We start from the raw sequence: 13784 nt of genomic DNA, 5'->3' as shown, positions 1-13784 counted from the left end.
GATCAGGTTGAATCTCTTTGTGGGGTGCCATGCGTAACTCTCTGATTTGAAAGTTATATAGGGGAAAGCCAATGACGATGTTTCTTGTCACGCCGCCGGTAACGGAGCCGGTGACGATTGCCGACGCACGCGCATTTTTGCGCATTTCCACCCAGAGCGAAGATGATATTCTCGAACGCCTTATCAAGACGGCGCGCGAGCTTGTCGAAGCCGAAACCGGCCTTGCGCTGATCGATCAGACCTGGCGTTTGAGGGTTGATCGCTGGCCGCGCTCGGGCCGTCTGGCGCTGTTTCGTTATCCGGTAAAGGCGGTAACAGCCGTTGTCGCCTATCAGCCTGATGGAACGGCCATCAGCTTTTCACCGGAAGACTTCACGCTCAGGCATGAGCGCAGGCCGCAGCGTGTCTATATGGCGCAAGTTCCCGATGCACGGTCTTTCACGGGGCTTGAAGTCGATTTTCTTGCGGGATTTGGCGAGACGGGCGCCGATGTGCCCGACACGCTCAAACAGGCCATATTGAGCCTGACCGCACATTTGTATGAATCGCGCGCAGGCATGAATGCCAAGAGCGCGCCCGCATCTTTTCCTCCGATGATCGGCCAGATGGTCGATGGCTGGCGGCGGATTTCCCTATGAACAATATGCTCTTTATCGATCCGGGTCAGCTCACTTGCGAACTGGCCCTCGAAGCCATGCATCCGGTTGGAGATGGCATGGGCGGCCATGAGGAAACATGGTCGGAAGTCGCCACCGTCTGGGGACGTATCGAACCCCTGTCAACAGCGCAGCGCGATTTCGGCACAAGGCCGCGTCCGGAAGTGACGCACCGCATTCTGCTGCGTTTTCGTCACGATATTTCCTCGGATAAGCGCTTGCGCAAGGCTGGTCGCGTCTTTGCGCTGCGTTCGGTGCACGATCCCGATGAAAGCGGACGCTATCTGATCTGCCTCGCCGTGGAGGAAGGGCGATGAATATTGCCATGAAACTCACCTTTGACGGGTTGGTGCGAGCCCTGCGCTTTCGCCAGCTTGCCTTGCGCGAGGAACTGGCGCTCAAGCAGGATATAGGCAGGGATACAAGCGGGGAAAAATATGACGAGCGGCGCAGCAGCATTACAGAAAGCCCTGTTTGAGGCTCTGAAGAATGACGGCGAACTCATTGAATCGCTTGGCGGGGAACGGGTCTATGACCATGTTCCGCCCAAAACGCCGTTCCCCTATATCACGCTGGGCGAAACGCTCAGCCATGACTGGAGCACGGCAAGCGAGCCGGGGGTCGAGCATTTTCTCAACATCCAGATCTGGGCGCGGGAAGCGGGGCGCAAGCGTGTCCTCGACATTGCCGCCCATATCGCCACCCGGCTTGCGGAGGGGATTCTTGTTCTGGAAGGGCATCGTCTGGTCAATCTGATGCTCACGGAAGTTCTGGCGCGCAACACCGATGGTCTTGGCAGCTATCTGGGCACCATGCGCTATCGCGCGGTGACGGAAGCAGTTTACTGATAGGAGCTTACAATGGCAGCTCAACGCGGCAAGGACATCTTGCTGAAAATCGCGCAGGGCGAAAACCTGTTTGAAACCTGTGCCGGACTGCGCACCAAACGCATCGCCTTCAATGCGGAAACGGTCGATGTGACCGATGCGGATGCAGCCGGTCGCTGGCGGCAATTGCTCGCGGGCAGCGGCGTTCAGCGCGCTTCGATCAGCGGTTCGGGCATCTTCAAGGATGCAGCGTCAGATGCGCTGATCCGCAGCCTCTTCTTCAATGGCGAAATTCGCGACTGGCAGATCGTATTGCCGGATTTTGGCGCCATAACCGGGCCGTTCCAGATCGTGGCGCTTGAATATGGCGGCAATCACGATGCGGAAGTGACCTTTGAAATCGCGCTCGAATCCGCTGGCCTGATCGCTTTCGGAGAAGCGCTATGATGGTCAATCACCATCGCGGCGAGGTGGCGGCGAAGCTCGATGGCCGCGACTGGACCTTGTGCCTGACGCTGGGTGCGCTGGCCGAACTGGAAGCGGCCTTTGCGGCGGACAATCTCTCCGATCTGATCGCGCGCTTTTCGACGGGCAGGCTTTCGGCGCAGGATATGCAGCGCATCATCTGCGCGGGCCTGCGCGGCGGCGGTCATAATGTCAGCTATGAGGACGTTGCCGAAATGCGCGCCGATGGCGGCGCGGCTGGTTTTGCACGCATCGTTTCGGCGCTTCTGACCGCCACTTTCGGCGATGCTGAAAAACCGGAAAGCGATTCTGCGCCAAACCCTTGAGTGCCGCAGCTGAATCAGAATCTTCGCCCCAACCTTTTCCTTGGGATCAGGTCATGCGGGCGGGGCTTGGTCTGCTGCGGCTTCCTTCCCAAAGCTTCTGGGCGATGACCCCGCGCGAGTTTGCCGCCGCCCTTGGGTCAGCGCCGCGTGCCGCCAATGCGCCCTCGCGCGCGGCGCTCGATGCACTGATGCACGCTTTTCCCGACAGGTGATTTGACATGACAGATGAAACAATGCGCGTTTCCGTCGAGGCGGATACGAGCGCATTCGACCGCGCCTTGACCGACCTTGAAAAGCGCTCGTCGAGCTTCGGCTCCAGCCTGACCACGGCGTTCAAAAGCGCGATCGTTTCGGGCCGGGGGCTGGAGGACGTGCTGCGCGGTCTGGCGACCAGCCTTGCGGGTTCGGCGCTTTCGGCAGGGCTTCAGCCGCTGCAAAATCTTGGCTCGTCGCTGATGTCGGGCATGTTTGCCGGACTTCGCGGCATCGTGCCTTTCGCCAAGGGCGGCGTGGTTTCAAGCCCGACATATTTTGGCATGGGCAACGGTTCGCTGGGGCTGACCGGCGAGGCGGGGGCGGAAGCCATCCTGCCGCTGGCACGCGGCGCGGACGGGCGGCTGGGGGTTGCAAGCGGTAGTGCGGGCGGCAAGCCGGTTCAGGTTGTCTTCAACATGACGTCACCCGATGCATCGTCTTTCAGAAAATCGCAAGCACAGCTTTCCACCATGCTGGCCGGTGCCGTGCGGCGCGGCGTAAGGAGGATGTGATGGAAGCCTTTCATGATGTGCGCTTTCCGCTCGGCGTCTCTTTTGGTGCAACCGGCGGGCCGGAATGGCGCAATGAAATCGTCACGCTCACCTCCGGCATGGAAAAACGCAATGCGCGCTGGGCGCATTCGCGCCGGCATTTCGATGCAGGAACCGGCCTGCGTTCGCTTGATGATCTCAAGGCTGTGCTCGCCTTTTTCGAGGCGCGACGCGGCTCGCTGCATGGTTTTCGCTTTCGCGATCCGTTTGATTTTTCGTCGGCCACCGGCACTGCTGCGCCGTCACTTTTCGATCAGCCGATTGGGACAGGCGATGGCGCGAAGCGGCATTTCCAGCTGACCAAGCGTTATGAAGCCTATGATCGCCCGATCAGGCGACCGGTGAGCGGCTCTGTCCTCATTGCGGTCAATGGCGTGCGGCTGGCTGAAGGCGAAGCTTTCAGCGTCGATAGTGCAACGGGAGTGGTTGCTTTTCAGCAAGATTACGTGCCCGCCAATGGTGCCGCCGTGACGGCAGGTTTCCTGTTCGATGTGCCGGTTCGTTTCGATACCGACCGGCTGATGGCCAGCATCGCCTCGTTTCAGGCGGGCGAAATTCCCTCCATTCCGATTGTCGAGGTAAAGGCATGATCCCGGTTCCGGCAGCGCTTGAATCACATCTAGAGGGCGAGGTGACAACCCATTGCTTTGCCTGGCTTATCAGACGGTTGGATCATGTGGTCTTGGGCTTCACCGATCATGACCGCATATTGGTCTTGCAGGGCATTTCCTGCGAACCGCTGACGGGCCTCAACAGCAGCGAGGCGACGACCGCGCTCGGCCTTTCCATAGCGGGCGGCGAGGTGGAAGGGGTTTTGTCTTCCGCCCGTATCAGCGATGCCGACATCGAGCAGGGGCGCTATGATGGTGCGAGCATCGAAACCTATCTGGTCAATTGGCAAAAGCCGCAGCAGCATATGATGCTGCGGCGATGGACGGCAGGCACGATCACCCGTTCGGGCAGTCGCTTCGTTATGGAACTCAAAGGTGCAGCCGCGGCATTCGACGCCATATGCGGACGCCGTATCCAGCGCCAGTGCGATGCGAAACTCGGCGATGGTCGCTGCGGCGTGAATTTGGGCGATCCGCGCTTTTTCGCCCATGGTTCGGTGGTGCAGGCGAAGGGGGCGGCATTGACGGTTGCGGGGCTTGGCACCTTTGCCAGCGGATGGTTTGGGCAAGGCGTTCTCACATGGGAAACAGGTGCGAATGCTGGCCGTTCCGTTGGTATCGTCGGCCATGCGGGCAACAGCCTGCAATTAGGCGAACCTCCGGTCATGCCGGTTGGCGTAGGTGACGCTTTTCGCATCGTCGCCGGATGCGACAAGAGCTTTGCGGCCTGCAAGGCCAAATTCTCCAATGGCAACAATTTTCGCGGCTTTCCGCATCTGCCGGGCAATGATGCAGCCTTTGCCTATGCCAATAGTGCGAACGAATATGACGGGAGCGCGCTGGTTCCATGATGATTGCGCAAGAAATCATTGCCGAAGCCGAAGGCTGGATCGGCACGCCCTATCGCCATGGCGCGTCGAAGCGCGATGTGAGTTGCGATTGTCTGGGGCTGGTGCGCGGCATCTGGCGCGCGCTCTATGGCAACGAGCCGGAAACGCCTGCCGCCTATGCGCCCGATTGGGCGGAAGCTGTCTCCGGTGATCCGCTTTTACAAGCAGCCCGGCGACATATGTGCGAACGCGATGGCCGCGAACCGCAGCCGGGCGATCTGCTGGTGTTTCGCTGGCGGCGCGGTGTTGCCGCCAAGCATCTTGGCATCATGGTGCGGGAAAACCGTTTCATCCATGCCTATGAGGGCCATAGCGTCATGGCGTCAGTGCTGGTGCCGCAATGGCGCGGGCGCATTGCCGGAATTTTCATTTTTCCCGAACGGAAACAGTAAGAATGGCGACAATAGTTCTGCAAGCGGTGGGTGCCGCCATTGGCGGTATTTTCGGCCCCGTGGGAGCCGCCATTGGTGCCGGGCTGGGCGCGATGGGCGGCTATGCGGTCGATACCGCCATCATCAATTCCACCCGCCACATGGAAGGCGCGCGGCTCAATAGTGGCCGGGTGGCGACCGCAGAGGAGGGTGCAAGCCTGCCTTTCGTCTATGGTACGGCGCGGCTTTCAGGCACGCTCATCTGGGCGACGCGCTTCGAGGAAAAGAAGACCACCGAGCGGCAGGGTGGCAAGGGTGGCCCCAAAGTCACCAGCTACAGCTATTTCGGCAATGCCGCCTATGCGCTCTGCGAAGGCGAGATCGCCGGCATTCGCCGCGTCTGGGCCGACGGGCAGGAACTCGACCTCACCGAGATCGATATGCGCATCTATCGCGGCACGCAGACGCAAGAGCCGGACCCTTTGATCGAGGCAAAGCAGGGGGCAGGCAATGCGCCCGCCTATCGCGGCACGGCCTATGTCGTGTTCGAGCGCATTCCGCTTGATGATTTCGGCAACCGCCTGCCGCAATTCCAGTTCGAGGTCATGCGCCCGGTCGGGAAGCTGGCGCGCGACGTTCGGGCAATGGCGCTCATTCCCGGCTCCACCGAATTCGGCCTCTCGCCCGATCCGGTCAGCGATCAGCCCTTTTGGGGCATCCTGCGCCGGGTCAACCGCAACGCCACGCGCGGCGGCAGTGACTGGAGCCTCGCCATGGACGAATTGCAGGCGCTTTGTCCGGGGCTCAAGCATGTGGCAATCGTGCTGCCATGGTTTGGCGATGATCTGCGAGCGGGTGAATGCCGTATCCGTCCCGGCGTGACCGACGCTTCGGCGCGCAGGCCGAGCAAGATCTGGAGGGTGGAAAACTTAACGCGCGCGCAGGCGCATGTGATTTCGAAAAGCGGCGAGGGCGCAGCCTATGGCGGCACGCCTTCCGACCAGAGCGTCATCGACGCCATTCGCGATGCGAAAGCGCGCGGATTGCAGGTGACTTTATATCCTTTCATCATGATGGATATAGAGGCTGGCAACCAGTTGCCGTCTCCCTATGGGGGTATCGGGCAGGCGGTCTATCCATGGCGCGGGCGCATCACCTGTCATCCCGCCGTGGGGCTGGCGGGATCGCCTGACAAGACGGCGGAAGCGGGACGGCAGGTCGAGGCTTTCGTCAATGGAACATGGGGTTATCGGCGTTTTCTGAATCACTGCGCCAATCTTGCCTTGCGGGCGGGCGGCGTCGATGCCTTTCTGCTGGGCTCGGAATTGCGCGGGCTGACCCAGATTCGCGACAGCCGTGAAGGCTTTCCGTTCGTTGCCCATCTTTGCGCACTTGCCGCCGAAATGCGCGCCAAACTTGGTCCCGCCTGCCGCCTGACCTATGGCGCGGACTGGTCGGAATATTTCGGCTATCAGGCGCAGGACGGCAGCGGCGATCTGTTCTTCAATCTTGACCCGCTCTGGTCGCATCCGGCGGTGGATGCCATCGGTATCGACAATTACATGCCGCTTGCCGACTGGCGCGATGGTGATCTTGATGGCGGCAATCCCGACGGATTTGAAAGCCCTTATGATCTCGATGGCCTCGCCGCCGGTATAGAGGCGGGCGAAGGTTTCGACTGGTATTATGCAAGTCCTGAAGATCGCGCGGCACGGATGCGCACGCCGATCACCGACGGCATGGCGGGCAAGCCATGGGTCTATCGCTACAAGGATATGCGCGCATGGTGGAGCAATCCGCACCATAACCGGATTAACGGTGCGGAAGCGGTGCAGCCCACCGGCTGGGTGCCGCAATCCAAGCCGTTCTGGTTTACGGAACTGGGATGCCCTGCCGTCGACAAGGGGCCGAACCAGCCCAACGTCTTTCCCGATGCAAAATCGTCGGAAAACGCCACGCCCTATTTCTCGAACGGATCACGGTCGGATCTCGCCATGGACCGATTTCTGCGTGCTCATTACCATTACTGGCCGCAAAACAATCCGGTATCGCCCCTCTATGGCGGGTCGATGCTCGATATGGACCGCATCTATCTGTGGTCGTGGGACACAAGGCCGTTTCCGGAATTTCCGCTCCGGGGCGATATATGGGGCGACACGCCGAACTGGCGGCTGGGCCATTGGCTCAACGGGCGCATCAGCGGCGTCGCGCTGGATGAGCTGATTGCCGCGATCCTTGCCGATTTCGGATTGCCTGAAGCGGATTGCTTGCGGGCGGATGGGCATTTGACCGGCTTTGTCATATCGGAACCCGCAACCGCGCGCGGCGTGCTGGAGCCGCTTCTTGATGTTTTTGGCGTGCATGGTTTCGAGCAGGCCGGGCGCTTTGTGTTCGAGAGCATTGCGCGTGCTGCGCCCGTGCTCAACCTTCAGGCCGCGCTGGTGCAACCGCAGGATGGCGATGCTCTGACCTCGGTGCTCGACGATCAGAATGATCTGCCCGCTGTGGCGGAATTTTACTGCCATGATCCCTTGCGCGACTTTCAGGTCGTGGGTGCTTCGGCGCAGCGGGATGCGGGGCATGGGACGGAAAGCCTAAGCCTGTCCGGTTCCATGGAGCCGGGGCAGGCTCAGGTGCTGGCCGAAAGTTGGATTGCGCGACGCCATGCGCAGCGCCGCACGGCAAGTTTTGCCCTGCCATGGTCGCAGGCGGCGCTTCATGTCGGAGATCGGGTCCGCCTCCATATTCCGGGCGGCGAGCGCGATTATATGGTGACGGCGCTCGAAGACGCAGAGGTGCGCACGCTAAAAGCGGTGGCGCTCGCGCCGAACATCGTCTTTGCCGACAGGGGCGAGACGCCGCGCCTGCCGCCCGGAGGTCCGGTTCTGGATATGAAGCCGGTCTTTCACCTGCTTGACCTGCCGCTCTGGCCCGGCGCGGAAGACCCCGCCGGGCAATTTCGCATCGCTTGCCACGCAAGGCCATGGCGCGGGGTCGCGGTCTATGCCTCTCCATCCAATGACGGCTTTGCTGAACGCGCCCTGATTGGCGAGCGGGCCGTCATGGGCGAATTGCTTGGCCCCCTCGCAGGCGCTCCGAGCGGTCGCCTGATAGAAGGGCAATATGTGGAAGTGGCGCTTTATGCAGGCGAACTGCAATCGCGTCCGCTGGCGCAAATCCTCAATGGCGCCAATACCGCATTGCTGCAATCGCCCGATGGGGAATGGGAAGTTTTGCAGTTTCTCGATGCCGAGGAAATCGGCCATAACCAGTGGCGGCTTGGCCGCTTGCTGCGTGGGCAATTGGGCACGGAACCCGCAAGCCGGATTGAAAAGCCGGTCGAGACGCCGTTCATTCTGCTCGATAGCGCGGTGATGGCGACCGGACTGCAATCCGCCGAACTGGGGCTGGAGCTTAACTGGCGTATCGGTGCGGCGGGGAAGGCTTTTTCCGAGGAATATTTCGATACGGTCCGTCAAGCCGGAGGGCTGCGGGCATTGCGTCCCTTGAGCCCGGTTCATGTGAAGGCGGCGCGCAGCGCCAATGGCGATCTGGCATTCGAGTGGATCAGGCGCGGTCGTACCGATGCCGATAGCTGGCTTGGCGAGGATATTCCGCTTGGCGAGGAATACGAAGCCTATCGTGTCGAAATTTGGCAGGCGGGACGCCTCGTGCGCAGCGAGCAGGTCTTCCAACCCGCATGGCTTTATGACGGCGCACAACGATCTGGCGATGTGGGAACGAATGGTTTCCAGTTTCGCGTCGCCATGCTGGGAGCCAAAACCGGCGCTGGCGATTTCGCGGCTCTCGATCTTGTCGGCGGTATGTAAACTCAAAAAGGAAAATTCATGATTGATGATAAGCCATGGTATCTCTCGCGCACGGTCTGGGCGGGTCTGGTCGCTCTCGGCCTCTCGCTCGGTGGCGCTTTCGGAGTGGTCAGCGATACATTGGACCAGGGCGCCTTGACCGAAACCCTGCTCCAGCTTGCAACCGCGGTAGCCGGGCTTGCGGCGGTGCTCGGACGCATCGGGGCTACTTCGCGCATTTCCTAATATTACAAATCGTGATAGTGAGGTTTTGAAAACTTCCAAACCGTTCCGGCTCGCGCTTTGAGGCAGAACGGTCCGGAAAGCCTGAAATTCCTTTGTGCCTGAAAGCAGAGTGTATCGTTCATGCATTGTTCAGCTGTGGGGCGCTATATAAGGCAGCATGATGAAACAGAACCCTGCTCTCAAGTTTTTCGCGCTTATCGCGGCCAGCATTGGCTTGTTGCCGGTTGATGCCGGTGCCTTGCCCATTGGTACGCCGCAAAAATCCAGTCTGGTCATTGCCGCCGCCGGTGATTGTGCGGCGGTGGGCGAGCGTGTTGCTGCCTCGCAGGGCGGCCAGCTGGCCAAGGCCACGCCAACCGTACAGAATGGCAAGCCCATGTGCATTATCGTCGTGCTTGTGCCCGGTCGCGATGGCGAACGCCCGCGCCGCGTCGAAGTCGCGGTTCCGGCTCAATAAACGCCGTTGCAGCGGGGAGCCCTGGCTTGCGTATTCTGATTGTTGAGGATGATAAGGACCTGAACCGGCAGCTCTCGGATGCGATGCTTGCGGCAGGTTATGTGGTCGACAGCGCTTTCGATGGCGAGGAAGGACACTATCTGGGCGATACCGAGCCCTATGATGCGGTCATTCTCGATATTGGCCTGCCGCAGATGGATGGTATCAGTGTCGTGGAACGCTGGCGGCGCAGCGGACGCACCATGCCCGTGCTCATGCTGACCGCGCGTGATCGCTGGAGCGACAAGGTCGCCGGGATCGATGCCGGTGCCGACGACTATGTCGCCAAGCCATTTCATATGGAGGAAGTGCTGGCACGGCTGCGTGCGCTCATCCGCCGCGCGGCGGGACATGCTTCATCCGAACTGGTTTGCGGACCGCTGCTCCTTGACACCAAGACATCGAAAGCAAGCGTGGAGGGCGTAGCACTCAAGCTGACCTCGCATGAATACCGCCTGCTTTCCTATCTCATGCATCATATGGATGAGGTCGTCTCGCGGACCGAACTGGTCGAGCATCTCTACGATCAGGATTTCGACCGTGATTCCAACACGATCGAGGTTTTCGTCGGGCGCCTGCGCAAGAAAATGGGCGTCGATCTGATCGAAACGGTGCGCGGCATGGGCTATCGCATCCGCTCGGACGAGCAGGCCGATATGAAGGGAAACGGGAACTGAAGCTTTTACGCATTTTCCCACCTTTGCGTTCGCTTGCAATCCGCGTCGTCACGCTTTCGACACTGTGGGTCATTCTGGCCCTTGTGGTCGTGGCCACCTTCATCAGCACACTTTATGGCGAGGCCGCGCGCAATAATTTCGAGCGGCTTCTGACCGCGCATCTGTTCAGCCTCGTGGGTGCTGTCAGCATTTCGAATGACGGTCTGCTTCAGGGTCGCCCGGAACTTGGCGAGCTGCGCTATTCGCGTCCGCTCTCGGGCTGGTACTGGTCTGTGGACCCGGTCACGGAGAATGTGCGCGGCAAGCTGGAATCGCCCTCGCTGTTTGGCCGCACCGTGCCGGAAGTCTCGCTCGCGCGGGTTCCCTTCGACAGCTCCTTCATGCGCGGCTATCAGGTTCCCGGCCTTGACGGCGAACGGCTCTACGTCGTGGAAACGGAGGTCGTGCTTGGCAATGACAACCGCATCGCCCGCTTTCGCGTCATGGGCAATCTCAGCGAGGTAAATGCGGAAGTCTCGGCTTTTGTAACCCGGCTTGCGCTCTATCTGGCCGTGTTCGGCCTTGGCAGCATCCTGATCAATGCCGCGGTGATTTTGTTTGGCCTGCGCCCGCTCGACAAGGTGCGCAGGGCGCTTGGCGATATACGTGAAGGCCGCTCGCCAAAGCTCGACACCGCCTTGCCAGCCGAAATTGCGCCGCTTGCGCGTGAAATGAATGCGCTGATCGAAAACAATCGCCGCATCGTGGAGCGGTCGCGAACGCAGGTCGGCAACCTCGCCCATTCGCTCAAGACGCCCTTGTCCGTTCTGGTCAATGAGGCCCATGCCATGGGCGGCGAGCATGGCCGCATCATCCGCGAGCAGAGCGAGGCCATGCAGATGCAGATACAGCATTATCTGCAACGCGCCCGCATCGCCGCCCAGCGCGACAGCGTCGTGTTCCGCACATTGGTGCCACCGGTGCTGGAGCGCATGCAAAGGGTGACGGCCAAGCTGAACCCCGGACTTGAAATCAAATTCAACAACCGCGCCCCGAATGCGGTTTTCGCGGGCGAAAAGGAAGATCTGGAAGAAATTATTGGCAATCTTCTGGAGAATGCCGGAAAATGGGGCCGCAGGCGCGTGAATATCACCTCACATTCCCTGCCGCCGCAGGAGGGCAGGCGGCGGTTTGAAATCCTGATTGAAGATGACGGGCCGGGACTGGCTCCCGATCAGATCGAGGAAGCATTGAAACGGGGCAGGCGCGTCGATGAAACGAAGCCGGGAACGGGCCTTGGTCTGGCAATCGTGCAGGATACGGTCCGCGAATATGGCGGCGAACTGTTTCTGGGCAAGAGCGCGCTTGGCGGACTTTCAGTGCGCGTCATCTTGCCACTGACCGAAGATTGAGGATTGCCTTTGCCAAGAGGCAGGCCAGAGGGTTAAACAACAATGACGCGCTATCCTGTATGCGCTGTTCTAAAAGGCCGTTTATAATGAAGACGATGTCGATATTTTCTTCACCAGCCCTCATTGCCTTTATGGCGCTTGCCCTTGCCGGGTGCGGAACGGCTGGCGGCGGCAAGTCGACGGGGCTGGCTTCTCTTGGGGCATTCTCTTCATCGTCGTCGACGCAGCCGAACCTGCTTGAGCCGCTGGGCAATGGGCTGTTGGGAGATGTGGCCAGCCAGTTGAGCGCGGGCGACCGGCGCAAGGCGCTGGAAGCCGAATATCGCACCCTTGAATATTCTCCCGCAGGCAAGGCGGTTTCATGGAGCGGCAGCGCTGCATCCGGTGACGTGATGGCCGCCCAGCCCTATCAGGTGGGCTCGCAGAACTGCCGCCAGTATACGCATACATTCGTAGTGTCCGATGTGCCGCAGACCGCGCGCGGCACAGCCTGCCGCAACACGGATGGAAGCTGGACGCCGTTGAACTGAGCGTCAACGCTTTGCGGCGAATTGCCCCTGGTTGCGAAGTTGCGGCAGGAAGATATTGGTTTTTTGCTCCGCTACGCTTAAGTCACAGCCATGGAATTCTGGTTGACTGCCGTTTTGCTGACTTTTGCAGCCACGCTGATTGTTCTGTTGCCGCTGACGCGCAACAGGCAGCGCCTTTTGCCTACCGAAAAGAACGATCTGGAAGTTTATCGCGACCAGCTTCGCGAGGTCGATGCCGACCTTGCGCGCGGCATGATCGACAAAGCGAGCGCGGAACAGGCGCGGGTTGAAATTTCCCGCCGTATCCTCGGTGTCGAAAAAGCAGGCCGCGACACGCCATCTTTTGGCGAGAAGGCGCGCTCGGGCCGCCTTCTGGCTTTTGTTGCCGTGCTTGCCGTTCCCCTCATCGCGTGGGGCGTTTATCCGCTTTTCGGCGCACCGGACATGCCGTCCATGCCCTTGGCAGCCCGTCTGGCCGATAGCCCGGATCGCAATTCGGTCAATGAGCTTGTGGCCCGTGCGGAAGCGCATCTGGCGCAAAACCCGGACGATATACGCGGATGGGACGTGCTGGCTCCGATCTATCTGCGCCTTGGCCGCGGGGCCGATGCAGCCAATGCCTATCGTTCGGCGATCCGTATCGAAGGCGAGAATTTTTCGCGCACCCTTGGTCTGGGCGAAGCCCTGATCGCCATATCCGGCGGGACGGTGACGGCTGAAGCCGAGGCGATATTCACGAAGGCGGCGGAACTCGGACCTGATGATATTCGCCCGCAATATTATCTTGCGCAGGGCGAGGTGCAGGACGGCAAGGCGGATATGGCCGTGCAAAGATTGCAGGCTTTTCTCGACAAGGCTCCGTCTAATGCGCCCTGGCGCGCGCAGGTCGAGCAGATGATCGCCGGCCTTCGCGGCGCGCCTGCTGCGCCCAAGGGTCCGACGAGCGAGGAAGTGGAAGCGGCAGCGGCGCTCAGCGCGGAAGATCGTCAGGCCATGATCGAAGGCATGGTTGCGCGTCTGGATGAAGGTCTTCGTGAAAACAGCGCCGATATAGATGGCTGGAAGCGTCTGGTGCGCTCCTATATGATCCTCAATCGCCGTGATGCGGCTCTGGATGCCTTGAAAAGAGGGATGGACGCCCTTGAAGGCGAACAGCGTGCAGACCTGCAAGGTTTTGCCGCAGGACTTGGTTTGGAAGCGGAGAGCGCGATAAAATGAGTGCGACTGCAAGCATTTCCCGTGCTGTCAGCCAGCGAAAGCGCAAGCGGCTGATGCTGATCGGCGGTGCGCTGGCGGTGCTGGCCGCAGCGGTTGGCCTGATGCTGATGGCATTCAGTCAGGATATACGCTTTTTCAGGACGCCCGCCGATCTGACCGAACAGGAAATCACCTCAGGCGCGCGCTTCCGTCTTGGCGGACTTGTTGAAGAAGGCTCGGTGACGCGGCAGGGCAGTGAGCTTCATTTCACCGTTACCGATACGATCAAGACCGCAAGGGTCGTGTTCGAGGGTATTCCGCCTGATCTCTTCCGCGAAGGGCAGGGGGTTGTCGCCGAAGGCCGTTTCGGACCCGACCGGATATTCCGCGCCGATAATGTGCTGGCCAAGCACGATGAAAACTATACGCCGAAGGATCTTGCCAGCAGCCTGAAGGAAAAAGGCGTCTGGGAAGGCGAATGAAGAA

The 13784-nt window shown here is 60.4% G+C and carries 19 protein-coding genes; all 19 read left to right on the top strand.

The features are described from left to right. The first annotated feature begins 71 nt into the window (after positions 1-71). The 19 genes from DKP76_RS00155 (at position 72) to ccmE (ending at position 13780) form a co-directional block, all read left to right on the top strand. A complete protein-coding gene (locus tag DKP76_RS00155) occupies positions 72-638 on the top strand; it encodes a head-tail connector protein (protein ID WP_109704426.1) in 567 nt (188 codons plus the stop codon). Next, complete coding sequence (locus tag DKP76_RS00150; protein ID WP_109704425.1) at positions 635-973, top strand: phage head closure protein; 339 nt, start codon at positions 635-637, stop codon at positions 971-973. Before DKP76_RS00155 ends, DKP76_RS00150 begins: the two co-directional genes overlap by 4 nt. After that, positions 970-1134, top strand: coding sequence for a hypothetical protein (locus DKP76_RS19300; RefSeq protein ID WP_199224723.1), 165 nt, complete (start codon positions 970-972; stop codon positions 1132-1134). Before DKP76_RS00150 ends, DKP76_RS19300 begins: the two co-directional genes overlap by 4 nt. Beyond that, a complete protein-coding gene (locus DKP76_RS00145; protein ID WP_109704424.1) occupies positions 1094-1504 on the top strand; it encodes a DUF3168 domain-containing protein in 411 nt (136 codons plus the stop codon). Before DKP76_RS19300 ends, DKP76_RS00145 begins: the two co-directional genes overlap by 41 nt. A 12-nt stretch (positions 1505-1516) precedes the next feature. Further along, positions 1517-1930, top strand: coding sequence for a phage major tail protein, TP901-1 family (locus tag DKP76_RS00140; protein WP_109704423.1), 414 nt, complete (start codon positions 1517-1519; stop codon positions 1928-1930). Further along, positions 1927-2274, top strand: coding sequence for a gene transfer agent family protein (locus DKP76_RS00135; protein ID WP_245410103.1), 348 nt, complete (start codon positions 1927-1929; stop codon positions 2272-2274). Before DKP76_RS00140 ends, DKP76_RS00135 begins: the two co-directional genes overlap by 4 nt. Next, positions 2271-2486 (top strand): rcc01693 family protein, encoded by a 216-nt coding sequence (locus DKP76_RS00130; RefSeq protein ID WP_109704422.1) that lies wholly within the window; start codon positions 2271-2273, stop codon positions 2484-2486. The genes DKP76_RS00135 and DKP76_RS00130 overlap by 4 nt, the downstream gene beginning before the upstream one ends. Before the next feature lie 6 nt (positions 2487-2492). Next, positions 2493-3041, top strand: a complete 549-nt coding sequence (locus tag DKP76_RS00125; RefSeq protein ID WP_109704421.1) for a phage tail tape measure protein — start codon at positions 2493-2495, stop codon at positions 3039-3041. Continuing rightward, the gene (locus DKP76_RS00120; RefSeq protein WP_109704420.1) at positions 3038-3670 is read left to right on the top strand and encodes a DUF2460 domain-containing protein; all 633 of its coding nucleotides are present in this window, start codon (positions 3038-3040) and stop codon (positions 3668-3670) included. The genes DKP76_RS00125 and DKP76_RS00120 overlap by 4 nt, the downstream gene beginning before the upstream one ends. Beyond that, positions 3667-4542 carry a DUF2163 domain-containing protein gene (locus tag DKP76_RS00115; protein WP_109704419.1) on the top strand — a complete coding sequence of 292 codons (876 nt, stop codon included), beginning with the start codon at positions 3667-3669 and terminating at the stop codon, positions 4540-4542. The genes DKP76_RS00120 and DKP76_RS00115 overlap by 4 nt, the downstream gene beginning before the upstream one ends. After that, positions 4539-4973 (top strand): NlpC/P60 family protein, encoded by a 435-nt coding sequence (locus DKP76_RS00110; protein ID WP_109704418.1) that lies wholly within the window; start codon positions 4539-4541, stop codon positions 4971-4973. Before DKP76_RS00115 ends, DKP76_RS00110 begins: the two co-directional genes overlap by 4 nt. 2 nt (positions 4974-4975) lie before the next feature. Next, positions 4976-8782 (top strand): baseplate multidomain protein megatron, encoded by a 3807-nt coding sequence (locus DKP76_RS00105; protein ID WP_109704417.1) that lies wholly within the window; start codon positions 4976-4978, stop codon positions 8780-8782. A gap of 18 nt (positions 8783-8800) precedes the next feature. Continuing rightward, positions 8801-9007, top strand: a complete 207-nt coding sequence (locus DKP76_RS00100) for a hypothetical protein (RefSeq protein ID WP_109704416.1) — start codon at positions 8801-8803, stop codon at positions 9005-9007. A 160-nt stretch (positions 9008-9167) separates the two neighbouring features. After that, a complete protein-coding gene (locus DKP76_RS00095; protein WP_109704415.1) occupies positions 9168-9464 on the top strand; it encodes a hypothetical protein in 297 nt (98 codons plus the stop codon). Positions 9465-9490: 26 nt separating this feature from the next. Then, the gene (locus DKP76_RS00090; RefSeq protein WP_109704414.1) at positions 9491-10180 is read left to right on the top strand and encodes a response regulator transcription factor; all 690 of its coding nucleotides are present in this window, start codon (positions 9491-9493) and stop codon (positions 10178-10180) included. A 74-nt stretch (positions 10181-10254) separates the two neighbouring features. After that, positions 10255-11571: an ATP-binding protein gene (locus DKP76_RS00085; protein WP_109705092.1), complete on the top strand. Its 1317-nt coding sequence runs from the start codon at positions 10255-10257 to the stop codon at positions 11569-11571. Positions 11572-11657: 86 nt separating this feature from the next. After that, positions 11658-12101 carry a hypothetical protein gene (locus tag DKP76_RS00080; RefSeq protein ID WP_109704413.1) on the top strand — a complete coding sequence of 148 codons (444 nt, stop codon included), beginning with the start codon at positions 11658-11660 and terminating at the stop codon, positions 12099-12101. Positions 12102-12191: 90 nt separating this feature from the next. Continuing rightward, complete coding sequence (gene ccmI / locus DKP76_RS00075; RefSeq protein ID WP_109704412.1) at positions 12192-13319, top strand: c-type cytochrome biogenesis protein CcmI; 1128 nt, start codon at positions 12192-12194, stop codon at positions 13317-13319. After that, a complete protein-coding gene (ccmE, locus tag DKP76_RS00070) occupies positions 13316-13780 on the top strand; it encodes a cytochrome c maturation protein CcmE (RefSeq protein WP_109704411.1) in 465 nt (154 codons plus the stop codon). The genes ccmI and ccmE overlap by 4 nt, the downstream gene beginning before the upstream one ends. Positions 13781-13784: the final 4 nt, after the last annotated feature.

Origin of the sequence: Falsochrobactrum shanghaiense, from assembly GCF_003149535.1 — a bacterium.
Classification (GTDB): Bacteria; Pseudomonadota; Alphaproteobacteria; order Rhizobiales; family Rhizobiaceae; genus Brucella; species Brucella shanghaiense.
Note: the sequence above shows the minus strand (reverse complement) of the source record. Positions and strands in the feature narration are given on the sequence as shown.